This window comes from Silvibacterium dinghuense (genome assembly GCF_004123295.1).
Taxonomy (GTDB): domain Bacteria; phylum Acidobacteriota; class Terriglobia; order Terriglobales; family Acidobacteriaceae; genus Silvibacterium; species Silvibacterium dinghuense.
Genome location: NZ_SDMK01000002.1, coordinates 636,246 through 660,970, shown reverse-complemented (window position 1 = coordinate 660,970; position 24,725 = coordinate 636,246). Strand labels below are relative to the sequence as shown.

Annotated in this window: 18 protein-coding genes and 1 pseudogene; 7 read left to right on the top strand and 12 right to left on the bottom strand. The window is 58.8% G+C overall.

What is annotated here, in order from left to right; all coding sequences use genetic code 11:
* Position 1: 1 nt before the first annotated feature.
* From ESZ00_RS11950 to ESZ00_RS11940, 3 genes are all read right to left on the bottom strand, one after another.
* Complete coding sequence (locus tag ESZ00_RS11950) at positions 2–1,273, bottom strand: TolC family protein (RefSeq protein WP_164981483.1); 1,272 nt, start codon at positions 1,271–1,273, stop codon at positions 2–4.
* Between the two features lie 155 nt (positions 1,274–1,428).
* Entirely contained in the window at positions 1,429–2,430 is a 1,002-nt protein-coding gene (locus ESZ00_RS11945) for a tetratricopeptide repeat protein (protein ID WP_129208494.1), read from the bottom strand.
* 10 nt (positions 2,431–2,440) lie between these two features.
* Entirely contained in the window at positions 2,441–3,679 is a 1,239-nt protein-coding gene (locus ESZ00_RS11940) for an efflux RND transporter periplasmic adaptor subunit (RefSeq protein ID WP_129208493.1), read from the bottom strand.
* A gap of 181 nt (positions 3,680–3,860) precedes the next feature.
* On the opposite strand from ESZ00_RS11940, the gene queF reads away from it, so the two are divergent.
* The 3 genes from queF (at position 3,861) to ESZ00_RS11925 (ending at position 6,843) form a co-directional block, all read left to right on the top strand.
* The gene (queF, locus tag ESZ00_RS11935) at positions 3,861–4,277 is read left to right on the top strand and encodes a preQ(1) synthase (protein ID WP_129208492.1); all 417 of its coding nucleotides are present in this window, start codon (positions 3,861–3,863) and stop codon (positions 4,275–4,277) included.
* 108 nt (positions 4,278–4,385) lie between these two features.
* Positions 4,386–5,627 carry a spinster family MFS transporter gene (locus ESZ00_RS11930; RefSeq protein WP_129208491.1) on the top strand — a complete coding sequence of 414 codons (1,242 nt, stop codon included), beginning with the start codon at positions 4,386–4,388 and terminating at the stop codon, positions 5,625–5,627.
* Between the two features lie 7 nt (positions 5,628–5,634).
* On the top strand, positions 5,635–6,843 hold the full coding sequence (locus ESZ00_RS11925; protein WP_129208490.1) for a glycosyltransferase family 2 protein: 1,209 nt from the start codon (positions 5,635–5,637) through the stop codon (positions 6,841–6,843).
* Positions 6,844–6,885: 42 nt separating this feature from the next.
* On the opposite strand, the gene glgX is transcribed toward ESZ00_RS11925, so the two are convergent.
* From glgX to ESZ00_RS11905, 4 genes are all read right to left on the bottom strand, one after another.
* A complete protein-coding gene (glgX, locus tag ESZ00_RS11920; RefSeq protein ID WP_129208489.1) occupies positions 6,886–9,021 on the bottom strand; it encodes a glycogen debranching protein GlgX in 2,136 nt (711 codons plus the stop codon).
* Positions 9,022–9,107: 86 nt separating this feature from the next.
* Entirely contained in the window at positions 9,108–10,658 is a 1,551-nt protein-coding gene (locus tag ESZ00_RS11915) for a hybrid sensor histidine kinase/response regulator (RefSeq protein ID WP_129208488.1), read from the bottom strand.
* A complete protein-coding gene (locus tag ESZ00_RS11910) occupies positions 10,637–11,074 on the bottom strand; it encodes a response regulator (protein WP_129208487.1) in 438 nt (145 codons plus the stop codon). The genes ESZ00_RS11915 and ESZ00_RS11910 overlap by 22 nt, the downstream gene beginning before the upstream one ends.
* Positions 11,075–11,081: 7 nt before the next feature.
* Complete coding sequence (locus ESZ00_RS11905; protein WP_164981482.1) at positions 11,082–12,929, bottom strand: sensor histidine kinase; 1,848 nt, start codon at positions 12,927–12,929, stop codon at positions 11,082–11,084.
* A 214-nt stretch (positions 12,930–13,143) separates the two neighbouring features.
* Here ESZ00_RS11905 and ESZ00_RS11900 point away from each other — a divergent pair, with 214 nt between their 5' ends.
* Positions 13,144–13,869, top strand: a complete 726-nt coding sequence (locus tag ESZ00_RS11900; RefSeq protein WP_129208485.1) for an SDR family NAD(P)-dependent oxidoreductase — start codon at positions 13,144–13,146, stop codon at positions 13,867–13,869.
* A 24-nt stretch (positions 13,870–13,893) separates the two neighbouring features.
* Here the strand turns inward: ESZ00_RS11900 and ESZ00_RS11895 are convergent, their stop codons facing one another.
* Positions 13,894–14,694 carry a tyrosine-protein phosphatase gene (locus tag ESZ00_RS11895; RefSeq protein ID WP_129208484.1) on the bottom strand — a complete coding sequence of 267 codons (801 nt, stop codon included), beginning with the start codon at positions 14,692–14,694 and terminating at the stop codon, positions 13,894–13,896.
* 61 nt (positions 14,695–14,755) lie between these two features.
* Positions 14,756–15,454 (bottom strand): phosphoribosylformylglycinamidine synthase subunit PurQ, encoded by a 699-nt coding sequence (gene purQ, locus ESZ00_RS11890; protein WP_129208483.1) that lies wholly within the window; start codon positions 15,452–15,454, stop codon positions 14,756–14,758.
* Positions 15,455–15,573: 119 nt separating this feature from the next.
* On the opposite strand from purQ, the gene ESZ00_RS11885 reads away from it, so the two are divergent.
* The 3 genes and pseudogenes from ESZ00_RS11885 to ESZ00_RS11875 all read left to right on the top strand — a co-directional run bounded on the left by ESZ00_RS11885 (position 15,574) and on the right by ESZ00_RS11875 (position 20,372).
* On the top strand, positions 15,574–17,373 hold the full coding sequence (locus ESZ00_RS11885; RefSeq protein ID WP_129208482.1) for an AMP-dependent synthetase/ligase: 1,800 nt from the start codon (positions 15,574–15,576) through the stop codon (positions 17,371–17,373).
* 70 nt (positions 17,374–17,443) lie between these two features.
* Positions 17,444–19,567 (top strand): phosphocholine-specific phospholipase C, encoded by a 2,124-nt coding sequence (locus ESZ00_RS11880; RefSeq protein ID WP_129208481.1) that lies wholly within the window; start codon positions 17,444–17,446, stop codon positions 19,565–19,567.
* Between the two features lie 54 nt (positions 19,568–19,621).
* Positions 19,622–20,372: pseudogene (locus ESZ00_RS11875) on the top strand (IS5 family transposase).
* Between the two features lie 127 nt (positions 20,373–20,499).
* Here the strand turns inward: ESZ00_RS11875 and ESZ00_RS11870 are convergent.
* The 3 genes from ESZ00_RS11870 to ESZ00_RS11860 all read right to left on the bottom strand — a co-directional run bounded on the left by ESZ00_RS11870 (position 20,500) and on the right by ESZ00_RS11860 (position 24,041).
* Positions 20,500–21,696 carry a hypothetical protein gene (locus tag ESZ00_RS11870; protein ID WP_129208480.1) on the bottom strand — a complete coding sequence of 399 codons (1,197 nt, stop codon included), beginning with the start codon at positions 21,694–21,696 and terminating at the stop codon, positions 20,500–20,502.
* Between the two features lie 632 nt (positions 21,697–22,328).
* Entirely contained in the window at positions 22,329–23,069 is a 741-nt protein-coding gene (locus ESZ00_RS11865) for a glycosyltransferase (RefSeq protein ID WP_129208479.1), read from the bottom strand.
* 186 nt (positions 23,070–23,255) lie between these two features.
* Positions 23,256–24,041, bottom strand: coding sequence for an acyltransferase family protein (locus ESZ00_RS11860; RefSeq protein ID WP_129208478.1), 786 nt, complete (start codon positions 24,039–24,041; stop codon positions 23,256–23,258).
* Positions 24,042–24,725: the final 684 nt, after the last annotated feature.

Here is a 24,725-nt window from a genome sequence, read left to right as displayed (position 1 = left end):
TTCATGGCTGAGGGGACGCCTGCGTTGCGGAATGGACCCAGTTTTCAAGCTCGCCGAGCGAACGCATGAGGCTGAGCTCCGAATGTATGAGCTGCATCTGTGCGTCGAGCGCCCCTTGATAGCGTTCGCGTTCATCGATGTGCGCGAGGGCGGCATCCTTTGGTGTGACCTGCTGTCCACCGCCGGTGCCAGTGTTGGTTCCCTGAAGCTGCGCTTCAGTGGTGGCTAGCTGCTCCTGAGCAAGATCGGACTGGAGCTGCGCGACCCGGCGTTGCACCTTCAGTTCACGGATGGCGTGATTGAGCACGAGTACCTGTTCGCTGACCTTTTGCTTGGCCTGATCGGCTTCTACATGGGCGCGCGTCGCTTCGGCAGCCGATTCACGGGCTTTGGCCCGGCGGCTGGCATCGAAAATGGGGAAGGTAATCTGCACGCCTACGTCGAAGTTGTTGTGCTGAAAGCGCAGGTAGTACTCGTTGTAATTGTTGAACTCGGCATAGCGGTTGTATTCCAGACCAAAGCCGAATTGCGGACGGTAGTTCTGCTTCTCATCGCCGAACGACAGCAGCGTTTTGGACTTCGCATTCTCATAGGCAGCGCGGATGCCGGAGTTTGAGGTAATTTGTCCGTCCGTCGGCGCGTCGGTAAAGTTCGGCTCCGCCGGCACGCTGGCTCGGTCCGTGGTGAGACCCGTAGCCGGAATGCCCGTCAGATGAGAGATCTTCTGGCGCATCTCCTCGGCATCGTCTTCAAGGTGCAGGTGCTTCTGGTCGACCTGCGCGGAAGTAAGTTCAGCGCGGGTAAGTTCCGTGCGGCCATCTACGCCGGCTTCGACGCGCTGCTGCTCGATGGAGACGAGGCTCTCGGAGAATTGCTTCTCCTGATCAAGGGCCTGCAACTGCTGCAGGTCGTTATCAAGCTGGATATAGGCGGTTGCAGTATCGAGCGCGACCTGTTCCTGGTCATCCTTGAGACTGAGCTGCGCAGATTCGAGCGCGGCGCGCGCGGAACGGATGTAGTCCGGCTGCGAGAACGAGTAGAGGAGCGATTGAGCGGCGAGGTTATAGACGGAAGGCTGGCCGACTGGGAAACCGTAGGAGTAGCCCAGGCTCGAGCCGAGCACGAAGCTGGGCAGATAGACATCCTTCGACTCGGAGAGACCGGCGGCAGCGTGCTGTACATTGGCCTGCGCGATACGAATCTGGGTACTGTTGCGCAGAGCGAGGTCGACGACAGAGGAGAGAGAGACCTGCGCGTGCGCAGAAGCTGCCACCAAGGTGGCGCAGGCTCCTGTGAACATCATGGCCCGACGGTGGAATGCCTTTCGGTTCATAGAGAAAGCAGCTTTATTCTATCGTCCTCTCGCAGCTTCACCCTTGACGATCTGTGTTCGTCGCAGGGTTCTCATGGTTCTGGTGCCAGCACAGGCTATCGCCCGGACTGGGCTTTCTTCGTGTTTTGCTGGGCTCCGGCATAACCGGATGCCAGAGACTGCGCTTCGGCGTAGGCATTGGCAGCACGCGTTGCATTGCCCTGGCTGCGATAGAGATCGCCGAGTTTTGCCAGGATCACAAAAGCAGGCGCATCCTCGCTGAGTGCTTTGCCGTCGAGATACTGCTGCATCCACTGAGCGGCGAGGTCGGGGCGGCGGTTGGACTCGATGAGAGTAGACGCTCCGTCAGCCAGCGCGGGCCCGTGATCGATTGCTGCGGCTGCGCCGCTGACAAGCGCGGCTTCCATCTGGTCCCACTGGGAGCGCCGGCGGTAGAAGCTGCCCAGATCCATCCATGCCTGGGATGCCTCGGTCGGTGAGACATGCGCGGCGAGCGATATCCGCGTACGGAATTCCTGCTCGGCGGTGGCGTAATCCTTCTTCTGTTCGGCGATGCGCCCTTGCAGTTCATGAGCACGCAGCGGGGCATAGGCCTGTAGCTGCTGCGCAACGCCCTGCGCCTTGGCGGTGCCGCCGCCCAGTACCTGAGGAGCCTCGACATAAAACTGTCCAAGATCGGAGAGCGCCTCGCCATTGTGTGGATCCAGGCTGGCAGCGGATTCAAACTCGGCGCGTGTGAGACGGGCGATCTTGTAGGCCGAGACAAAGTTTACGCGGCTGGCCTTTTCGCCATAGGCGCGGCCCAGCCAGAGGTGGAAATTGCTGTCCTGCGGAGACAGGCGCACGGCCTGCCCGCAATCGGAGATAGCCTCGTCCCAGCGCTCCTCGGCGTAATAGACACGGCAGCGCAGGTTGAGCGCGAGCGCATCGGAGGGGTTCTGCTGCAGATTGTCATTGAGAATGTGCAGTGCCTGGTCGGCCTGGCCGCGATTCAGCGCGTCCTGCGCTGCGGTGGTTGCGGCGGGAGGAAGCGCGCACGCGGCGAAGGCCGTACAGACCAGCGCCGCAGCAAGAAGAAATGGACGGGAGAGGGACAAGGGGTTCTACCTACTGCACAGGGGTGACGGGCATGCGATTGCCCAGCGGCTGGCCGTTGGTGCTGCTGAGTGCGACGGTATCGCCGTCCTTGAGGCCATTGCGGATTTCCACCTGCGTGAGGTTGAGATTTCCGATGGTGACGACGACGCGATGCAGAATGTCCTTATCGACGCGGTAGACGTAATCCTGACCTGCTTCGGTATGCAGAGCCTCACGCGGAATGTAAAGGGCATTGCTCTCATTCGCGGTGGTGACGGTAATGCGCACGTTCGTGGCGGGCAACAGGTTGCCGTCTGCATCGGAGAGCGTGACCAGCACCTCGCCGACGTTGCGGGTGCCGTACGTGATGATGGTCGAAGGCACACGCGATACGGAGCCGTGCCAGATTTCATTGGGGCGCGCATCCCAGGAGATGGTGATTGGCTGGCCTTCCTGCAGCTTGCCGATCTCCGGTTCGTCAAAGTACCCGCGTACCTGCATTTTTTCGAGATTCGCCATCTGCAGAAGACGATCGCCCTGCTGAACGTATTCGGTGCGCGAAACGGGCAGAGAATAAACGGTGCCGTCGAAGGGTGCGCGAACATGCGCCTGGTTCAGAGAATCGAGCGCGGCGGCGTAGCCGGCCTGTGCCTCTTCGAGGGTGCTCTTCGAGCGGCCGACATCGCCGGCGCTGTAGCGGTCTGTCTTGCGCTGCTGCAGCGAGGCTAAGGACTGGTCGGCGGAGGCGAGGCGCTGCTTCGCATCGTTGACTTCGTTCGCCGAGGCTGCGCCGGTAAGCTGGAGCTTCTCAAGCGTGGCGAGGCTGCGTTGCGCCTGATCGCGATCCATCTGCGCTTTGGTGAGATCGCTGTTCATGGAGATGCGCTCTTCCTGCGTGCCGCCGGCGAGAGTGTCGCTGTAACCGGACTGTGCACCGCGCAGCGTGGCCAGGGCCGCAGCGACATGAGCGCGGGCATCGGAGTCGTCCATATCGACGAGAAGCTGACCGGCTTTGACCTGCTCGCCTTCGTGCACATAGAGCTGCTTGACGACACCCGGGAAGGGCGCGTGTGCCTCGAAGTTCACCTGGGGCTCGACCTTGCCGTTGGTGGAGATGGTGCTGCGCAACTCGCCGCGTGTGGCTTCCGCAACACGGATAGGCACCTTGGTGCGCGTGGCCAGGTGAACGCCATAGAAGACCAGCAGCAAGGCGATGGCCGTAGCCAGCCAGATCCAGCGTGTATTTCGGGATTTACTCTTCGTGACCATGCGTGGGTAAAGGGGGAAAGCCGCCTCGAAACCTGTGTAAGTATATAAGACTCCTGAGGATGGGGCGGGGCGTCAAAAAATCTGCAGGGTATCTGTCACCAGACTGAGCACCTGGGAGCAGGTGACAGAAAGCGGCGGTACCTGAAGGGCGGAATGCGGGGAATCTTCTACAATCAGGACTATGAGCACAGCCAACACCCAGCGCACCGGCTACACCGATGACCACGCCAACGCCGGTCTCGACTTCGCGTTCCCGTCGATCGATACCTGGCCGAACCAGTTTCCGGCTTACGAGATCCTGATCGACGATCCGGAGTTTACTTCGGTCTGTCCGAAGACGAGCCTGCCGGACTTCGGCGTCATCAAACTCCGCTACATGCCACGCGAGCGGTGCCTGGAGCTGAAGTCATGGAAGGAATATCTCTTCTGCTATCGCAACCTGGGCATCTTCCAGGAGAACGTCGTCAATCAGATCCTCGAGGATGTGGTGAAGGCGTGCGACCCGGTATGGGCTGTCGTGACCGGTGACTTCCGTCCCCGTGGCGGCATTTCGACGATCGTCGAGGCGCGCTGGCCCCGGCCTAAGGTCGAAGGCTGATTTTTGAGAGAAGAGAAACGAGGATTCGGCCCGCTTTGGTGGGCCGCGTTTCTTTTTGAGCGGACGCTCCGCCCCTGCGCGCTTTCAGCTATGCTCTAGTTCATCGGAATGCCTGCTGCCCCCCATGCGAGCGCACGAATTCCTGCCGCGCGCACGGCAGGCTTTGCACTGTTTCTTCTCACCGCGCTCAATCTCTTCAACTTCATCGACCGCTACATCCTGCCGGGTGTGCAGCCGCTGGTGCAGCATGAGTTCGGAGTGAATGACGCGAAGATGGGGCTGCTGACCTCAGCCTTTTTCTTCACCTACATGCTTGCGGCTCCTCTGACCGGATGGCTCGGAGACCGGTTCCAGCGTAAGCCGCTGATCATTGGCAGCACGCTGCTCTGGAGCATCGCAACTCTGTATACGGCAAAGGTGCACAGTTACGAGACGCTGCTGCTGCGCCATGCGCTGGTGGGGATCGGTGAGGCGACCTTCAGCATCTTCGCGCCTTCACTGCTGGCAGACTTTTATCCGGAGACGGCGCGCAATCGCGTGCTGAGCATTTTCTATCTGACCATCCCGATCGGCGGCGCGCTCGGATATCTTACAGGCGGCGTCGTAGGCCAGCACTATGGCTGGCGCGCGCCATTCTTCGTCGCGGCGCTGCCGGGCCTGCTCATCGCGCTGGCCTTCTGCTTTCTGAAAGAGCCGAAGCGGGGCAGTGCAGATCGCCTGCAGGCAACGGAAACACGTGCGACACTGCATGGACTGCTGCGGAATCCGGCCTTCTGGTTTGCAACGCTGGGGCTCGCAGCATGGACTTTCGCCGTGGGCGGTATCTCGACCTTTCTGCCAACGTTTTTCCAGCGCTTTGCAGGCATGAGCGTGGCGCAGGCAGGTACAGCCGCAGGCGGGCTGACCGTTGTGGATGGGCTGATCGGTACCGCCGTAGGCGGATGGCTGGCGCAGCGCTGGATGCGGCGGAATGATCGTGCGCTCTACCTGGTGTCAGGCTGGGGATCGCTGCTGGCGATTCCATTCGTAGCGCTGGTGCTCTTCGGCCCGCTGAAGCTGTTGATGCCGGCCGCCTTCGCTGCGGAGTTCTTCCTGTTTCTCGGCAACGGGCCACTGAATGCTGCGATTGTGAACTCGGTAGCGGCGCCGATCCGCGCGACGGCGATTTCGCTGAACCTGTTTCTGATTCATGCGCTGGGCGATGCCTTCTCGCCGCATCTGATCGGGCTGCTTTCGGATAAGACAAACCTGCGCGTGGGGCTGAGCATGACGCAGGCCGCGCTGTTGATCTCGGGAATCATTCTGTTTACGGGGGCGCGCTTTGCCGTGCCTCTTGAGGAAGAGAAGTAGAACGACGATGCATGGAGCCCTGCTGGTCACTCTGTTGACCTTGAATTGGCTGATCGCGCTGCTGTGGGTAATTTCAACTCTGCAGGCGCTACGAAACCTCCCGAAAATCCCGGACCTGCTGGATGCGCGCTTTGGCGCGCCGCGGGAAAAGAGCGAGACGCCGGAGATATCGGTGATCGTACCGGCGAAGAACGAAGAAGAGTCGGTAGAGGCGGCGCTGCGCACGCTGTTGGCAATCGAAGGCCTGACGATCGAGATCGTTGCAGTGGACGATCGCTCCACGGATGCGACCGGCGCGATCATGGATCGCGTGGCCGCCGAGGCCATGGCGGCAGGACGCAGGATGCATGTGCTGCATGTCGAAGAGCTGCCCGAAGGCTGGATGGGCAAGACACATGCCATGGCCTACGCGGCGCGTCACGCCGCCGGGCGATGGCTGCTCTTCACCGATGCGGATATCTTCTTTACGCCGGACTCGCTGCTGCGCGCCATGAACTTTGCCGAGGGGCGCGTAGCGAAGGAGCACGAGGCCGATCACCTGGTCGTGTTTCCCTCGCTAATTCTCAAGTCGTTCGGCGAACGGATGATGATTGCGGTTTTCCAGGGGATTGCGGCGCTCTCATCGCGTTTCTGGAAGATCCCCGATCCGCAGGCGAAGGAGTCGATCGGCGTGGGGGCCTTCAACATGGTGCGGGCCGACGTGTACCGCGCGATGGGAGGCTTCGAGTCGCTGCGGATGGAAGTACTTGAGGATCTGCGTCTCGGTGTCGAGGTGAAACGGCAGGGCTATCGCCAGCGTGTGGCCTTCGGCAAAGGCATGGTGCGCGTACGCTGGGCTGTCGGACTGGCCGGCATGGTGCGCAATATTACGAAGAACTTCTTCGCCGTATTTCGCTTTACGGTGTGGATTACAGTACTGGCCTGCGCAGGGATGACCGCATTCTGCGTGGGGCCGTTTCTCGCCGCGCCGTTCGCGCATGCGCTGTTGTGGCCGGCGGCGACGGTGCTGTTCATGCTGTTTCTGTTGTATCGCTACTACCGCCGCTACACGGGGATTTCGACGTGGTACTGCGTGACCTTTCCGCTGGGATTGTGCGTGATGGTGTATTCGATCCTCCGCTCGATGGTCGTTACGCTCTCAAGCGGTGGTGTGCAGTGGCGGGGAACGTTCTATCCGCTCGCGGAGCTGAAGAAGCACGCGGGGCCTGTGCGTTGAACATCGACATCATAGGCCCACGGAGTGCACATCGGGCTAGCCTCAGGGCAGGATGTTTTCCTTCGCCTTCTTCTCGCAGAGCAGCATCGTAGACCGGCCTTCCACCTTGATGCGGGCGCGGGTATGCAATGTCTTGAAGGGGTTGGCAAGGTCGTAGGTGTTCATGGTGACGCGCCAGCGTCCTCCAGCCGGTGGATGCGGCAGCGCAAAGCTCACAGCTTCGTGATGTGCATTGAAGAGGATCAGGAAGGTGTCGTCAGTGAGCGGATTGCCGAGCTCGTCGGCAGCTTCGAGGGTCTGCCCGTTGAGCAGCATGCCGAAACTGCGGATCCAGCCGGCGTTCCATGCCGCTTCACTCAGCTCTTTTCCGTTGGTTCCGTACCAGGCGATGTCGGCGGAGTGGTGAATGGCGCGTCCCTGGAAGAATTTGCGGCGGCGCAGGTTGGGATGCAGCTTGCGCATTTCAATGAGGCGGCAGGTAAAAGCCACCATGGCCTCTTTTTCTTCCGTGGAGGACCAGTCGTACCAGCTGATGGGATTGTCCTGGCAGTAGGCATTGTTGTTGCCGTTCTGCGTGCGGCAGATTTCATCTCCCCCGCTGATCATGGGCACACCCTGCGAGAGCAATAACGTCGCCATGAAGTTGCGCATCTGCCGCTGGCGCGCATCGCCGATCCCTATATCGTGGGTCTCGCCTTCGACGCCCATATTCCAGGAGTTGTTGTCGTTGGCGCCATCCTGGTTGTTCTCGCCGTTGGCCTCGTTGTGCTTGTCGTTGTAGCTGACGAGATCATGCAGCGTGAAGCCGTCATGCGCAGTGATGAAGTTGATGCTCGCGTAGGGGCGGCGGCCATCGTGCTGGTAAAGATCGCTCGATCCGGTGAGGCGATAGCCAAGATCGGAGAGCTGGCCCTCATCACCCTTCCAATAGCGGCGTACGGTATCTCGATACTTGCCGTTCCACTCCGCCCACAGGATAGGGAAGTTGCCGACCTGGTAGCCGCCTTCGCCGACATCCCATGGCTCTGCAATCAGCTTCACATCCGCGAGAGTGGGGTCCTGGTGAATGATGTCGAAGAAGCCGCTGAGGCGATCGACGTCATGCAGTTCGCGCGCAAGCGTAGCGGCGAGATCGAAGCGGAAGCCATCCACATGCATCTCGGTCACCCAGTAGCGGAGTGAATCCATGATGAGCTTGAGCACCTGCGGATGGCGCACATTGAGGCTGTTCCCGGTGCCGGTGTAGTCCAGGTAATAGCGGGGATTGTCCGCCATGAGGCGATAGTAGGTCGTATTGTCGATGCCGCGCATGGAAAGCATGGGGCCAAGGTGATTGCCCTCGGCCGTGTGGTTGTAGACCACGTCCAGAATGACCTCGATGCCCTCGCGATGCAGAGCCTTGACCATGGCTTTGAACTCGGAGACCTGATTGCCGTCTTCTCCGGTGGCGGCGTAGCGTCCGGCGGGTGCGAGATAGCTGAGGGTGTTATATCCCCAGTAGTTGGTAAGCCCCTTTTCGACTAAATGGCTGTCGTTCACGAAGTGATGCACGGGCATCAACTCTACGGCAGTTACGCCGAGCTTCTTGAGATGACGCAGGCTGGCTGGGGACGCGAGGCCGGCATAGGTGCCGCGCAGGTTTTCGGGGACCTCGGGATTCTGGATGCTGAAACCGCGCACGTGCGTTTCGTAAATCACCGAGTCTGCAAGTGGGATGCGCAGTGGATGGTCGTGTTCCCAGTCAAAGTAGGGATTGACGACGATGCATTTAGGTACGCCAGCGGCGCTGTCGCGGTCGTCGATATGGAGGTCGGCATCCTCGCCTCCGAACTGGTAGGGGAAAATAGGCTGGCTCCAGTCAACCTTGCCGGCGATGGCCTGCGCATAGGGATCGACGAGGAGTTTGGCAGGGTTGAAGCGTTGCCCTTGTTCAGGGTTCCATGGGCCCTGCACGCGATAGCCATAGCGCTGGCCCGGATGGAGGCCGGGGATGTAGCAATGCCAGACAAAGGCCGTGGTTTCGCGGAGCTGCAGGCGATGCGTTTGCTCGTCAGCCTCGTTGAAAAGGCAAAGCTCGACGCCGGTAGCATTTTCCGAGTAGAGAGCGAAATTTACCCCGGTGCCGTTCCACTTGGCACCAAGCGGGTATGGCTTCCCGGGCAGAAGCTTCAGTTCCATCGTGCATCCTCGCGATTGACTGAGACTGTGGTCCCTAGGTTCAGAGGCGCGGTTCGACGAGAGTGTTGCTTGCGAGGAGGACGGTGTTAAGCAGAGGCCTGGAGCAGGGGAGCGCCGCTGATTTCGACAGGCGGAGCGGCAAAGGGAAGAAAGATGCGAAAGACAGTGCCGCCATTGTGGCCCGTACGAGAGCGGAGAGCAATGCGGCCGGCATGCTTCTGCACGATGCCACGGCTCACCCAGAGTCCCAGCCCCGTGCCGGTAATGCCCTTGGTAGAGTAGAAGGGCTCGAAGAGATGCTCTCTCGTTGCAGCATCGATGCCGGTGCCTGTGTCGGCGATGGTAAAAGCCACACCTTCGCGGCCCGTAGCCCAGTCGCGGCTGATGGCTGTGCGTAGGATAAGGCGTCCGCCGCTGGCAACCATGGCGTCGATAGCGTTGCTGAGAAGATTGGCCATCACCTGGCGGATTTCGCCATCATGAACAACGATGGGAGGGAGTGCGCCATAACGGCGTTCTACATGAATGCACTGCGAGCGGAGACGGCCTTCAAAAAGTGAGATGACGGTTTCGAAGAGCTCATGCAGATCGGTTTCTACAGGCCTGGTGCTCTGACGGTAGAAACGCAGCGTCTGGGTCGTAATGTGCACGACGCGGTTCAATTCCCGCTGGGCAAGATCGAGAAAGGTGCGGGCGTGGTCATCGAACGGCATCTGGCTGAGGAGATAAAGGCAGTTCGTCACGGCTTCGAGCGGATTATTGATCTCGTGCGCGATCGAGGCCGCGAGACGGCCCGCAGCAGCCAGTTTCTCCGTGCGGCGCAATACTTCCTGGCTGCGGCGCTGCTCGGTAAGGTCGACGAGAAAGGCGGCGATCTGCGGCGCACTGCCCGGTGACTCGGAGTTGAGCTCGGCCGAGCCGATCAGCACGGGAACGCGGGTGCCGGAGGCGTTCACGCACTCGACTTCGCTCGGTTCGCTCATCTTGCCGCGGGAAGCGTTGATGATGCAGGGCAGGCCGGAATCGGAAGAGCCAAAGATGCGGGCCAGGGTCACGACGCCGCTGGCAATCTCTGCCTGCGAATAACCGAGGAGGCTTTCGATTCCCTGGTTGGCGTAAGTGATGTGGCCGTCGAGGTCGCTGATGAGTAGTGCCAGCGGCATGGCTTCCACCAGGCGATGAAAGCGTTCTTCCATCGAACGCAGGGCCGATTCGGTCTGGCGCCTGGAGCGGCGGGCCTCGGCTTCTTTGACTTCGCGCTCGATCGCGGGAACAAGGCGGGCGAGGTTCTGCTTGGCAATGTAATCGTGCGCGCCGGCACGCATGGCGGAGACGGCAGTCTCTTCATCGACGGCGCCGGACATCATGATGAAAGGAATATCGCGGCCGGTGGACTTGAGCAGGGTCAACGCAGCTGGAGCGCTGAAGACCGGCAGGTTGAAGTCTGCCAGGATGATGTCCCAGATGAGATCGGCGCTCAGAGCCTCCAGCATCTCTTCGCCGGTTTCCACGCGGCGTACGGAGACGCTGTAGCCGGCACGGCGCAGATGCCGCTCCAGAATCAGGGCGTCATCCGCGTTGTCCTCGACGAGAAGAACGCGCAGGGGCGCTCCGCTCAGTTCGCCAGGGGTGGGCATTCGTTCAGTACCAGCCAGTACATACCTAACTGCCGGGTTGCGTCCGCGAACTCGCTGAAATTGACGGGTTTGCGGATGTAGCTGTTCACACCGAGGCGATAGCTGCGGACAATGTCGCTCTCTTCATCCGAAGAGGTGAGGATGACGACCGGCAGCATGCAGGTCTTGTCGCTTTCGCGGATACGGCGAAGCACCTCGAGCCCGTCGATCTTGGGCAGCTTGAGGTCGAGGAGGATGACCTGGGGGGCAGCCTGCAGCGAGTCCGGGTCCGAGCCAAAGAGCAGGCGGAGCGCTTCCTCGCCGTCGCGGGCGACGCGAATTTCATTCGCGATATTAGACTTGCGCAGGGCGCGAATGGTCAGGACTTCGTGATCCGGATCGTCTTCTACGAGAAGAATGACTCTGGGCTCAGACATAGCTTCTTTATCTTAAAGTAAAGGTGAAGGTTGCGCCCTCATTCAGTTTGGCCTCCGCCCGCATGGTGCCGTGATGGCGGCGGATGACCCGGGCGACGGTGGCGAGTCCGATGCCCGATCCCTTGAAATCCTTGTCTCCGTGCAGCCGCTGGAAGGCGACGAAGAGCTTGTTCGCGTACTGCATATCGAAGCCGGCGCCGTTGTCGCGGACGTAATATTCGCCGGATTCCGGGATATAACCCACATCGATGACGGCTGCCGGCTTTTTGGCCGTGAATTTCACGGCATTGCCGAGCAGGTTTTCCAGCGCTACGCGAAGCAGCCGCGGGTCGGCCTGAACCTGCATATCCGGCTGGATATGAAAGGCAAGGTTGCGGTCCGGATTCTGTGCGCGAAGCTCGTTGGCGACCTCTTCGGCCAGCTCGCTCAGGTTGAAGGACTCGTAGGCGATCTCTGCGCGCGTGATTCGGGAGAGCTGCAGCAGGGAGTCGATCAGCTGGCCCATGCGCTGCACGCCGGCGCGGATGCGGCGGATGAAGTCGCGGCCCTCTTCGTTGAGCGACTCCATGAAATCTTCTTCAAGAGCGAGGCTGAAGCCGTCGACCGAGCGAAGCGGAGCACGAAGGTCGTGAGAAACGGAGTAGCTGAAGGCTTCCAGCTCACGGTTGGTCGCCTCCAGCTCGGCCGTGCGGATGCGGACGCGATCTTCGAGCTCTGCGTTCAGGGCTGTCACCTCGGCGGCTGCGGCCTCTGCCCGTTGGCGTGCGGCGTGCTCCGCCTCGTAGGCGCGGGCGCGGTCGAGCGCGAGACCGATGCGGTCGGCGGCGAGCGTAAGCAGCTGCTCATCCTGCACGGCGAAGGATCGGGCTTGATGCGTGCCTGCCAGCAGAAGCGCGCGTACCTCGTTGGCAACGATCACCGGCATCACCAGGACCACGGCCATTTGCGAGCTGAGAGCGGGGAATGGAATGGCCTTCGATTCCTCTCCCTGTGCGCGGATGAGCCGTTTCTCCACGCCGGCGAGATAGAGTGGTCCGGAAGGGTCAAGGGTGATCTTGCGACCGGGGCGCACAGGAATGCCGTCCCCATGTACAACCTCGATTTCATCGTCGTTCCAGTTACAGAACACAACGCTGTCGGCATGCAGTACGGAGCGCAGGCGTCCAGTAAGCGCGATGGTAAGCTCGGCGCTGTCGAGACGATTGAGGCCCGTGTCGCTGATGGATTGGAGCTTTTCCAGGCGTGAGGCGACAAAATCCGCACGCTGACGGAAGCCTCGCTCCCGGTTGAACATCCAGAAGGCAAGACCGATCATCACGACATCGAAGGTGCTGGCAAAGAGCACGCTCCAGATGGCGCGCCGCCGTGCCGAGGCCGAGTGCGAGGTCCGCTGTGCGAGCAGCCCCTGTTCCTCAGCCTGCATGCTGCTTACGATCTCGCGTGTGCGGTCCATCTCGGCTTCGCCGGTGCCGCTTACGACCATCAGCTGCAGCGGGGTAGCATCACCGCCGCGCTTGCCTTCGATGCCCTGTTCAAGAAGCTGCAGGCGGCTGTTGACCACCTCCCGCAGCTCGATGACACGCTTCTGCTCATCCGGATTGTCGGAGGTGAGCTTTTGTACCTCGTCGATTTCGCCTGGGAGCACCTGGCGCGCGCGAGTGTAGGGGGCAAGATAGCTGTCATCGCCGGTAAGCAGAAAGCCCCGGGCCCCGCTTTCGCCATCCTTGGCGGAGCTGATGACGTGCTCCAGTTGCTGGATAACCTGCCAGGTATGAGCTACCCAGTACTCGCTCCGGTTCAGTACCTCGATGGAGCGCAGCGCCAGCCAGGAGTTGAGGCAGATGATGGCAAGCACGAGAAGCAGGGCGCCGGTGAGAAGCGGTTTGCTCGTGCGAATTGCCGGGGAAACAAAAAAAAGTGACCTGAGTTTTTGATCAGGACGGTCGTAAGGGACGGACACCGACGTACTTTCGCTCCGATATCTGAAGAACTTCAGCTTGGATGTGGAATGGGGCCGACACGCTGCCCGGCAGGAGCAAACTGAATCCTCACACTTTAAAATTGAGTGTATGCCATCCCTGACAGGAAAGAAGGCGCTGGTGACCGGCGCCGCGAAGAGAATTGGACGCAGCATTGCGCTGGCTTTGGCCGCGGAAGGCGCGGATGTGGTGATTACATACCGGGAGTCGTCGGACGCGGCGGCCCGAACGGTGGAAGAATTGCGCGAGATGGGCGTCCGGGCGCAGGCTGTGCATGCCGATCTGCGGAACCCGGAGAGCATCCGGCAGGCAGTGAAGGATGCAGCGGAGTTCCTCGGTGGTCTGGACGTGCTGGTGAACAACGCCGGCCGCTTCGAGACCGCGGCCCTTGAAAGCATCAGTGTGGAGCAGTGGGATGCCATGTTCGAGACCAACACCCGCGGCCCGTTCCTGGCAGCGCAGGCGGCCTATCCCTATCTGAAGGCTGCGCACGGGCGGATCATCAACATCGGCTCGCTGGGCGGGATTCATCCCTGGCCGACGCATGCGCACTACTGCACATCGAAGGCTGCGCTGCACATGCTGACTCAGACCATGTCGAAGGCCTTTGCGCCCGAGATCAGCGTAAACTGCGTGGCGCCAGGAATGATCGTAAACGGAGAGGTTTCGGCCGAATACGAGCATTTTGCGAAGAAGACGCCGATGCAGCGCAACGGCTCTCCGCAGGAAGTAGCGGCGGCGGTGGTTTTCTTTGCCTCCGGGCCGCACTTCATCACCGGACAATTGCTGGGCGTAGACGGCGGACTGGGCTTATAGGAACGGTTTTCGCGCGGCTGGGAGTCAGTCGCGCGAAAACAGGCGTCCGAAGAAGCCCTTCTTGGGCAAGGGCTGTCCGCTATGTTCGTCGGCAATATCCAGAGCCTGCGGCTGGCGGGGAAAATCCTCTCCGTAAAAGACTGCGCGGGGATTGGTGACGCAGAGGCGTTCCGCAGTCTCCTTGCCGAAGCGTTTTTCAAGCACCTCATAGCCTTCACTGAGCTTCGGCGGCCGCGAGTCCAGGTTATGCGCATCGGTGGCGAGAAAGTGGACCCAGTTCTTCTCGAGAAACTGGAAGGAGAGTGCCTGCGCGGTTTTGCCGAAGCGGCCGGTGAGCGAGGAAGAGGTGATCTGCACCAGTGCGCCTTCGCGAATCCAATCCTTCATGCGTTCAGGATTGCGCTTGATGACGGCATTCCGCTCAGGGTGGGTGATAATCGGCTGCTGTCCGGCAATGCTGAGCTCGTAGAACACATCGGTAATGTTCTGCGGGATCATGAAGTCGTTGAACTCAACCAGGAGGTACTTTTTCTGGTTGATGGTGTACTTCGTCCGGTTCTTGAGCGCGTCTTCGATGTTGTCGTAGGAGAGGTGAAAGTCGCAGCCGATGCCAAGCGTGATGCGATCGCCGAGGCGCTCGCGCAGTGCTGCCAGGCGCTCCTGGTTGAGCTCCGGCTGGTAGGCGAAGTTGGAGCTGGCGTGCGGCGTGCAGACGATATGGGTGATGCCATCGGCGGCTGCGGCTTCGGCCATGGCAAGCGAAGTCTCGATGTCGGGCGAGCCGTCATCGAGACCGTAGAGCAGATGGTGATGGATATCAATCATGGTTGCATCACTGCGCTGAAGCCGGTTGAGGTGGTTCCGGTGGGTGAATTCCGGTTAGGCTCTATCGGACGCCGGCGAGCGAGGCGACCAGTGATTGGAAGATCTTGAAGCCGTCAGCCGAGCCGAGCAGGGCTTCGCTCGAGCGGTCGGGGTGGGGCATCATGCCGAGAACATTACGGCCCTCGCTGAGAATGCCGGCAATGTTGTCGAGTGAGCCGTTGGGGTTGGCTTCGCGTGTGATCTCGCCTTCGGGAGTGGCATAGCGGAAAGCGATTCGGTCCTGAGCGCGAAGCTGGGCCAGCGTGGACTCGTCACAGAAGTAGTTGCCCTCCATGTGACCGATGGGAATCTTCATTACCTCGCCCTTGTTCAGCTGGTGCGTGAATGGGGTATCGGTGGTTTCGGTGCGCAGGTAAACCTGTTTGCAGATGTACTTGAGTCCGGCATTGCGCATCAGCGCGCCGGGGAGCAGGCCGGATTCGCAGAGGATCTGGAATCCGTTGCAGATGCCGAGGACCAGGCCCCCGTCGGATGCGAACTTCTTCACCGACTGCATGACGGGCGAAAAGCGGGCGATAGCGCCGGTGCGCAGATAGTCGCCATAGGCAAAGCCGCCGGGCACGAGGATAGCGTCGCAGTTCTCGAGGCTCGAGGAATCGTGCCAGAGGAAGGTAACCGGCTGCTGCGCAAGCTCGGCGACGACGTGGTACGTGTCATGATCACAGTTGGAGCCGGGGAAGACAAGAACACCGATTTTCATACACTTCTAGGCTAGCAGGGCCGCATCCCGAATGGGGCGGCTATTTTATAGAGAGGATGCAGAGGCATGGTACCGGTGGCTTGTGTGGGGTTATGCGGCTCGGCTAGAGTGATGCGATTGTGACGAACCTGAAGACCCTGAACGACATCTTCTTCCTGGTAACGGCCGGAAACCGGGAGCGGGTAATCCTGGAGCCGGTCTCCGGACCTGGCGGAAATCTGCGCTGGACACCCATCTCGAGCGGACAGCTTTACCAGCGGGTGCGCAAACTGGCCAGTGTGCTGCGCGACTGGGGCATTTCCCGGGGCGACCGGATCGCCATCCTCTCTGAAAACCGCTGGGAGTGGGCGGTCACGGATTTTGCCGCATTGGCCATCGGCGCCATTGACGTGCCAATCTACCCCACGCTGAATGCCGAGCAGACCGCGGTGTTGCTGGCCGACTCGGGCGCGCGCGTGATCTTCGTCTCCAGCCGCGCGCAGTACGAAAAAGTAGCAGCGATCCGCGGTACAACGGCGATTGAGCGCATTGTGATCATGGACAGCGAGGGCACGCCGGACGGGATACCGTTCGCCTCACTGATGGAGGGCGCGGACAAGGAAACGGCGCGCGATGCGGAATTCGATCGCCGGGCCTACGATGTACAGCCTAACGATATCGCAACGCTGATCTATACCTCGGGCACCACCGGGGAATCGAAGGGCGTGGTGTTGACGCATGGCAATATCGCGTCGAACCTCAACGAGTCGCTGGCCGGGTTCGATATCTGGACCGAGGACAGCTGTATCTCGTTCCTGCCGCTATCGCATATTACCGCCCGGCACCTGGATTACGCGATCTACACGAAGCAGGCGACGGTGGCTTACTGTTCGGCCTTCGAGCAGTTGCCTGCCGCGCTGGCCGAGGTGCGGCCTACGGTGATGGTGGCGGTGCCGCGTGTCTATGAAAAGGTGCGGCAGGAGGTAGAGCGGCGCGCCGGGCTCTCGCCGGTGAAGAAGCGCATCTTCGCATGGGCTGTGAAGACAGGTACCGGTCATATGGAGAAGATCGGACGCGGTGAGATACCAGGCGCGGTGAGCTGGAAGCTGGCGAAGAAGCTGGTTTATAGCAAGGTGACAGACTTCTTCGGCGGCAAGGTACGGTATTTCATCTCCGGCGGAGCTCCGCTGGGGCAGGATACGGCGAAGTGGTACGCATCGGTGGGGATACGGATTCTCGAGGGTTATGGACTGACGGAGACTTCGCCGGTACTGGCGATCAACACGCCGTCGGCCTATCGGATGGGTTCGGTAGGCAAGGCGCTGCCGCAGGTGGAATACCGTTTTGCTGAAGATGGCGAGCTGCTGGTGAAGGGGCCGAATGTATTTTCCGGTTACTGGAAGCGGGAGCCGCACGATACGGAGAACTTCGATGCGGAAGGCTGGTTCCGCACCGGGGATATCGGCAATGCGGATGCCGACGGCTTCCTGTACATCACCGACCGGAAGAAGGAACTGCTCAAGACTTCGGGCGGCAAGCTGATCGCACCGCAGCCGATTGAGAACAGGATGAAGGCTCACCTGCTGGTGGGCGGTGCTGCGCTGGTGGGCGATCGGCATAAGTTTGCCTCGGCGTTGATCTCACCGAACTTTGCAGCGCTCGAAGTCTGGGCGAAGGAGCAGGGAATTGCCGCGGCAACCCGGCGTGAGCTGGTGAATGATGTGCAGGTAGTGGCGCGATACCAGGAGATCGTGGACGAAGTGAACACGGGCCTGTCGAATTACGAGACGATCAAGCGCTTTCGGCTGGTGCCGACAGAGTGGTCGCTCGATTCCGGTGAGCTGACACCCAGTCTGAAGCTGAAACGGCGGGTGATCGCGGAAAAGTATGCGGCAGAGATCGTAGATCTTTATGCGGATGAAGCGACGGCACATCGCTAAGTCACTGCGATTCATCGCGGATTGACGCAGCGCATACTATGCTGGAAAAAATTCTGCCCGGAGCTCTTCTGTGAAACGTACTCGCCGCGATTTCTTTCGCATCGTCGCTGCTGCGGCTGGCGCATCGGCCATGCCGCTCAGCATTCGCCGCGCACTGGCTATTCCTCCCCATCGAGTTACGGGCACGATTCAGGACGTGGAGCACGTTGTCATCCTGATGCAGGAGAACCGCTCCTTCGATCACTATTTCGGTACGATGCGTGGCGTGCGTGGTTTCAACGATCCGCGTCCCGCGCGGCTGCCGAACGGCAAGCCCGTCTGGTATCAGCCGCCGGCGGAGACAAAGACGCATCGCTACCACGCTCGCGGACTTTCCGACTCGGCCGAGCATGTCCTGCCGTTCTATCTGAATCCAAAGCAAACGACCGAGTTTCAGGCGGGCACGGACCATGGTTGGAGCAGCGGCCATCTCTCCTGGAATCATGGCCACCACAACCAGTGGGTGAATCAGAAGCAGGACGTCATCACCATGGGCTATTTGCGGCGCGAAGATGTGAGCTTTCACTATGCGCTGGCCGATGCCTTCACCGTGTGTGACGCATACCATTGCTCCATTCACGCGGACACCTGTCCGAACCGGATCTATCTGTGGAGCGGAACCATCGATGCGCGCAATGCCCTGGGCAAAAAGCCGAACGGCCCGGGCATCGAAGAGCGCAGCCATACCAACGGCTACACGTGGACGACTTATCCGGAGCGCCTCGAAAAAGCGGGGGTGAGCTGGAAGCTCTATCAGGGCGGTAGCGGAGAGCCGGGCACGCCGACGGATAATTACACGGATAACTCGCTCGAGTTCTTTGCCGCCTATCAGGTAAAAGAAGGCGCCGATCCACATGGTCCGCTGGTGCAGAAGGGCGTGACCGATCGTACACTGCGCGAGTTTCGCGAGGATGTCGCGAACAATCGCCTCGCGCAGGTGAACTGGATCGTCGCGCCGTACAAGTACAGTGAGCATCCCGAAGCTTCGCCGACCGATGGAGCGTACTACATCAACCTGGTGCTGGATGCCCTCACGTCGAACCCGGAGATGTGGAGCAAGACGGTCTTCATTCTGAACTACGACGAGAATGACGGGCTCTTCGACCATGTGCTGCCGCCGATGCCTCCACACACGCAGGCACAGAATGCCTCGGGGATGGTGTCAGCCGAGCTGGTGGATTCGCTCAAGGATGAGTTCCTCGATCTGAACAAGTATCCGCATGAAATGACCCCCCTGGTTCCAGGTGCGGACCCAGGCGGGCTGCAGCCGATTGGCCTCGGGGTGCGGTTGCCGATGGTCATCGCCTCGCCGTGGACGCGTGGCGGCTGGGTCTGCTCGGAGACCTTCGACCATACGTCCGTACTGCGTTTCCTCGAAGCACGCTTCGGCATCGAGGAGCCGAATATCAGCGCATGGCGGCGTTCGATCTGCGGCGACCTGACATCCGCCTTCGACTTTGCAGGCACGCCGGATGGAAAGCCGGTGAAATTCACCGCGCCCGCGCCTCTGAACTCGGCGCACAAACCCTGGCATGTGCCGGCAGTGCAGGAGATGCCGGCACAGGAGCCGGGCACGCGGCCCTCGCGAGCGCTCCCATATGAGATCTACGCACATAGCCGGGTGGAAGACGGGCGGGTGTGGGTGGACTTCACGAACGCCGGCAAGGCGGGGATGGCGTTCTATGCCTTCAACGGGCTGGCCGTCGATACGCCGCCACGCCGCTACAGCATCGCTGCAGGTGACAAGCTGGCGGATTACTGGCCGCTCGAAGAAGGGAAGTATCGATTGGCGCTATGGGGACCGCATGGATATCACAGCGAGTTCCGCGGGAATGCAGCAGAGTTACCGGGCGTAGAGGTCGCGGTAGCGTATGACCAGTCGTCGGGAAATGTCACTCTTACAGTGACAAATACAGGGGCGAAGTCGGCGACGGTGAAGATTGCCAATGCCTATGCTCCAGATGCGAAGCCGCGGGAATACACCGTTGCAGCGGGAGCGTCGCAGGTTGATCGCTGGGATTTGGGTGCGAGCCACTCGTGGTTCGATCTCTCCGTTACCAGTCCGGACTCCCCGGAATATCTACGCCGCTATGCCGGACATGTGGAGACGGGCCGCCCCAGCGTGAGCGATCCAGGCCTCTTCCGCGAGGCCTAGGTTGTGTCGACATATTCACTTTTCTGTGGGGAGTTGATTTGTTTCAGTGAGTGGATGGGTGTTGGTCGGTATGAGTTAACGGAGGTTCAGTGGCGCCGGATAGAACCTCTTCTTCCAGGACAAGCAGGCAGGGTGGGGCGACCGGCGGTAGATAACCGTTAGTTTGTGCATGGTGTGCTTTGGGTATTGCGTTCGGCCATGCCCTGGGCAGATATGCCTGAGCGTTACGGTAAGTACAAGTCGGTTCATAAGCGGTTTACCTGGTGGGCGAGCAAGGGGGGCAGGGACAAGGTCTTCGCAGATCTGCTGGAGGATCGCAACACCCGCTACGTGATGATGGACTCCAGTATCGTGCGCGCCTACCAGCAAGCCGCCACGGCGCGAAAAAAAAGGCTTCGGAGACCGCTTTGGGGCGCAGCCGAGGAGGTCTGACGACCAAAATCCATCTGCTCGCCGATGGGCTTGGACGCCCTCTAGGCTTCCTGTTGACCGGCGGCGAACGAAACGACTATACCCAGGCCCTGACCTTGCTCGGGGACCTTCGACCCAAGGCGGTTCTGGCCGACAAGGGTTATGATATGAACTACATCCTCGACCATCTCGCCGAACAAAACATCGAANGACTCAACGCGACTTCAATCGCACCTTATACTGAACGCGAAACCGCATCGAACGAACCTTCGCCCACCTCAAGCAATTCAGAAGACTCAGCACTCGCTTTGATAAACTCAAGCAAAATTTTCACGCCACCGTCGCCATCGCTTGTGCCCGGAGATGGCTCTCTCAATATGTAGATACGCCCTAGGCCGTATCTACGTATAGCCAGTGCCTCGCGTTGTCATTTCGACTGGAGCAGGGCAGTGTTTGCGAGCATGTTCTCGTCAAGGAGAATGGCTCTCTTTACATCTGCTTTGCTGCGAATCGATAATGCGTTAGTTCTCAGCACGTACGTATTCGTCATAAGCATCTGGGGCGCCATCGTAGTTGGCTACGGTCTTCACCATCTTGTAGTGGGCCCACTTCAGCGCAAAGCTGTTGTCTTGTAGAAGCCATTGAAGATGATTGAAGCCGGTCGGGCTCTGTGGGCTGACGTGCTCAACAAAGACTATCTCCGGATTCCAGGACGAAATATCTGAAGAGATATCCTGATGTACCTGGTTAGAGAGCGCGGCAAGTTCTGCGGGGGGGATCAATTTGAATGGTCTGTTGGTTATATGAGCATGCGCTTCATTCATTTCAATGGCTGGGAGCATCCAGAGATGCGCATAGCGACCAGCCCAGAGGAGATGGTGCGTAAGCAACACCTGAAAGGGAGGCATGCTTGTAGAGATAAGGTAGACCGGTGTGCCTGGCGAGTGCATGGCCAACTCTTGAGAGATCGTTGCCTGGGCCAGGAGCTTTGCTTCCTTCCGCTTAGTGATGCGTGCAGCCTGGAGGCCCAGGAGCACCGCGAACAGCAGCCCTGTGCTGATATAGACGGCGGGCAAGGGCTTGATCTCAATCTGGCGTTTGCTGGCCCAGACAGAAGCGAGATCGACGAGCATCCAGGCAATCGCTAGGATGAGAAAGGTCCACGCGGGCAATTGTTGATAGGCCCAGCCGGTGCGCTGAAGCGCATAGGCAAGCCCAGAACCGATGCTTGCGGCAATCAGAGCCAGAGGCAGGATGGGAGCTCGCAGGGATTTCTTCACCCCCAACCATACAGCCACCGCCAGCAAAGATGCTGCAATATGATGTGATTCTTGGTGGACAAGCATGGCGGACATCGTGTGCGTTGCTATGCCCCAGTACGCATCGAGCATCATCGGGAGAACATTCTTGAAGAACAGAGGGCAAAAAATCTCGATGGCGAGAGGATAGGAAGCGCAGGTGACAACGAGTGCCAGCATCTCGGAGCGCAGGAGACTGCGCAGCTCCCTTTTATGCCAGAGGACAATGATTTCGAAGAGAAAAACGGCGAGAACCTGATGTGGCTTGAGACAGATGGCCACGCCAGCCGCGATGCCGATAAGAATGCGCATCGTACGCGTAACGCGATCGGCACCAATCAGCCGAGTTAGAAAATATGGAAGCAGAAAAATAACAACGAAATATTCTTTTTGGCCGAAGTTCGTCAGGGAAAACGACAATTCACCAGGGCGCCTTTGGATCAGAAAGAGCTCGACAGCTCCCGTGACCAGTGCGAGTGCCCACGGCGCACCTCCTTCTCCGCGAGTCAGAATCCGAAGCAACCTGCAGCATGCAAGCCAGCTTAGAAATGCGAGGACGAGCGTGACTAACTCATACGAAAGGGTATAGGAGAGATGAGTCACCTTGGCCAGAAAGGACGGAATGAGGCTATACCACACGAAGAGTGGAGGGTTCGTTTCGATTAACCGTGCTCCATCCAGCTGTACGCCAGATAACACTCTGCTGGCAGCGTACATGCACCAATATTGATCTACGCCTAGATTCGTGGGGAAAAAGAGCACGAGCACAGAGAAGGCGATGAGTCCGAATAACAGACCAAATGCAACCGAACAGCTAAGATTCAGCAGAGACAGCGGCCGGGAAGGTCCCTTTACGGTGAGCAATGAGCAGCTCCTTGGTGAGTTTGAGAGGATAGCGGCTTGCCGGAAACAGGAAACGAGTGCAGATGGAGATCATGCTTTCCGTCTCTTGTGCACTTTTCTATCGAGCAGGGAACCAGTAGGAAACGCGTGAAGTGAAATTGTAGAAGATGGCTTTTGGGGACCGATCCCACGCCAAGGGAATCCTGGGATTACCGGTAGGACAAATAAATCCTGACAACATCCCGAAATGCCAGGAAAAAATCAAAGGGCTTGACCTTTGAGCCGCCTACTTCTTCCCAGGAGTCCAACGGAAATTCATACATCCGGGCCGCGGCAGCACGCGGAGATCCGGTCTTTTTGATGAAGCGTTGGATCAGTTCAACATCAAAGACCCACCGGCTCTGGAAAGGCTGCGCGGTGATTTCTCGTGTATAAGGACCAACACGAAAGAGCTTGGCTCCGCATTGGGTGTCATAAACCGGCAAGCGAAGAAGCGTGGAAACTACCGTTGCGAAAATTCGGCCAAGATAATGGCGAATTGCGCGTCGCTGCACATCGTGGCCGAGAAGCTTGACGCGCGAGCCAAATACGATATCGATCTCAGGGCGCGTCGTCAGGACTTCCATGAATTGGGAAATGGCATGCAGGGGGGTGGCCAGATCGGAGTCCCAGAACCCGACGAAATCGAAGTCTCGGCCGAAAGCAAACTCCATCCCTCGCCGCACGGCTTCAGCTTTGCCTTGATTTACCTCTTGAATGAGCAGATTGACGCGATCTTCCTTGCCGCGGCGAAAGCTCTCGATAAAATCGGATGTACCATCTTTGCTCCCATCGTCAACAAAGACGAAATGCACGGGCGAGACCCGCAGGAACTCCTCGTAAATATCTAGATGAAGCCGATTCCGCTCGTTGTAACACGGAATAATCATGGCAATTTTCGATGTCGTCATGATGAAAGAGCAATGAACCGGAAGAAGACCCGATGGGATTCGCGTCCCATATGATTCTCTCCATTGTCCTTTTTTAAAATGCGGCTGTAATGAATAATACCATTTGGATCTCTGGGTTTACCTGCGAGACACAAACGGGTTCGGAAAACTGCAAGAGATGAGTGAATGTAGATTTGCTAGTTCGGACTACTCGGGACGAGTGTGAATGATCGCGCGCCTGTTCTTGATGCGCAGGAATGGTGTTTCGAAATAGCGATAGGATATCGATGCAAGAAGTATTGTCAGTCCCAGGGCCAGGGGCTTCTGGAATATCGCATCGTGATGTATATGCGTCTTGGCGACTAATTGTGATGCCAATAAGTGGAAGACATAAAGCCCAAAGGAAATTTTGCCTAGATAGACAAGAGCCGAGGGCATTTTCGCATTGACTCCCAGCAGTGAAGCACAGAGCAGGATGCATCCAATCGCTGTTAGCACATATCCTAAGGGCACTGCGAATCCACCTTGTGCGTATCCGTAGGTCTTTGTCCTCAGGACAGCGACAGAGAAAAACCATAAGGCAAAGGCTATCGGTGGAAAGAGGCATCGCAGCCAATTTGGCAATTCAGGCATTCTGCCTTTGAGCCCAAGCGCAAAGAGAATTCCAGCGGCAAACATAAGGAACTGGACAAAGGAATTGCACCAAATCTGGGAATCCAGCTGCGCACCGGTATTAGCCAGATGAAAGGTTACTCCGATGGATAAGAGAGCGAAAAATACCGCACTGATCCAGGCGCCGAGTTCTCCGGTCAACGCAATTACCAGAGGCCAGATCAGATAAAACTGTTCCTCGACGGAAATGCTCCATAGCGGTTCCAGTGGGTTATCGAGCGACCAGCCATGGTGAACGATGTACCAATTCCCCATCATGTACAGATAGGACGCAAATCGTTTCAGATCATCTGGTGTATGCCTTGCGATGGCGATCAGCATGGCAAGTGCAATTCCCAAAAATAAAGCGGTCAGATTCGCAACATTCTACGTTCGTAGAAATTTGCAATTTTGATAGTTCCAGTGCGCTTCTGTTCCCGCAGGAGAAGTTCGGTGATGAGGTACGCGCTTAAGAAGAAGAACAGGCATAAGCCGAATCCGCACATGCTTGCATAAGGATGCACACAAATTGGCTCCGAATGGCCCCAGATGATGGCTATAGCGATCTGGAAATCTGGACAGAGAGTGATTGAGAAATACAAGCATGAAAGCCACGAACCGGATGACATCCAATTCGGGGCGATAAAATTTGGAGGATGTTCGAACGTCGGTGACAACATTCTGCACTCCTTGCTCGTTTCCTGATTTCACTTGTACTCCTTTGAGCGCCTTATTCATGCATGGTACAACTCTGTTCTTAAGAGATCGTTATTCTCCGATCTCCTAAGTGTGGAGTGGCAACTGGTTTTTTTCGTTCGAACGCTGATTCGGAGAGGGATGGCAACAATCCGAGACTAGCATCTGGGGCGCAAGGGGGTTAATAACTGCGCTTTGGTGAGCAGTGTGTTATGGCGTTGCGCCGGGAGCGCGATGGAGCGAACTTTTCGAGCAGTACGGCAAGCAATGGGAGAGCATCTTTCAAGAGTTGGTGTGGGATGAGAAACGCTAGTATTCAATGACCGATTC

Bases quoted from the DNA above. Each gene is read 5' to 3' on its own strand.
- ESZ00_RS11940 (WP_129208493.1), bottom strand. From the start codon at position 3,679: ATGGTCACGAAGAGTAAATCCCGAAATACACGCTGGATCTGGCTGGCT.
- queF (WP_129208492.1), top strand. From the start codon at position 3,861: ATGAGCACAGCCAACACCCAGCGCACCGGCTACACCGATGACCACGCC.
- ESZ00_RS11930 (WP_129208491.1), top strand. From the start codon at position 4,386: ATGCCTGCTGCCCCCCATGCGAGCGCACGAATTCCTGCCGCGCGCACG.
- ESZ00_RS11925 (WP_129208490.1), top strand. From the start codon at position 5,635: ATGCATGGAGCCCTGCTGGTCACTCTGTTGACCTTGAATTGGCTGATC.
- glgX (WP_129208489.1), bottom strand. From the start codon at position 9,021: ATGGAACTGAAGCTTCTGCCCGGGAAGCCATACCCGCTTGGTGCCAAG.
- ESZ00_RS11915 (WP_129208488.1), bottom strand. From the start codon at position 10,658: ATGCCCACCCCTGGCGAACTGAGCGGAGCGCCCCTGCGCGTTCTTCTC.
- ESZ00_RS11910 (WP_129208487.1), bottom strand. From the start codon at position 11,074: ATGTCTGAGCCCAGAGTCATTCTTCTCGTAGAAGACGATCCGGATCAC.
- ESZ00_RS11900 (WP_129208485.1), top strand. From the start codon at position 13,144: ATGCCATCCCTGACAGGAAAGAAGGCGCTGGTGACCGGCGCCGCGAAG.
- ESZ00_RS11895 (WP_129208484.1), bottom strand. From the start codon at position 14,694: ATGATTGATATCCATCACCATCTGCTCTACGGTCTCGATGACGGCTCG.
- purQ (WP_129208483.1), bottom strand. From the start codon at position 15,454: ATGAAAATCGGTGTTCTTGTCTTCCCCGGCTCCAACTGTGATCATGAC.
- ESZ00_RS11865 (WP_129208479.1), bottom strand. From the start codon at position 23,069: ATGACGACATCGAAAATTGCCATGATTATTCCGTGTTACAACGAGCGG.
- ESZ00_RS11860 (WP_129208478.1), bottom strand. From the start codon at position 24,041: ATGCTGATCGCCATCGCAAGGCATACACCAGATGATCTGAAACGATTT.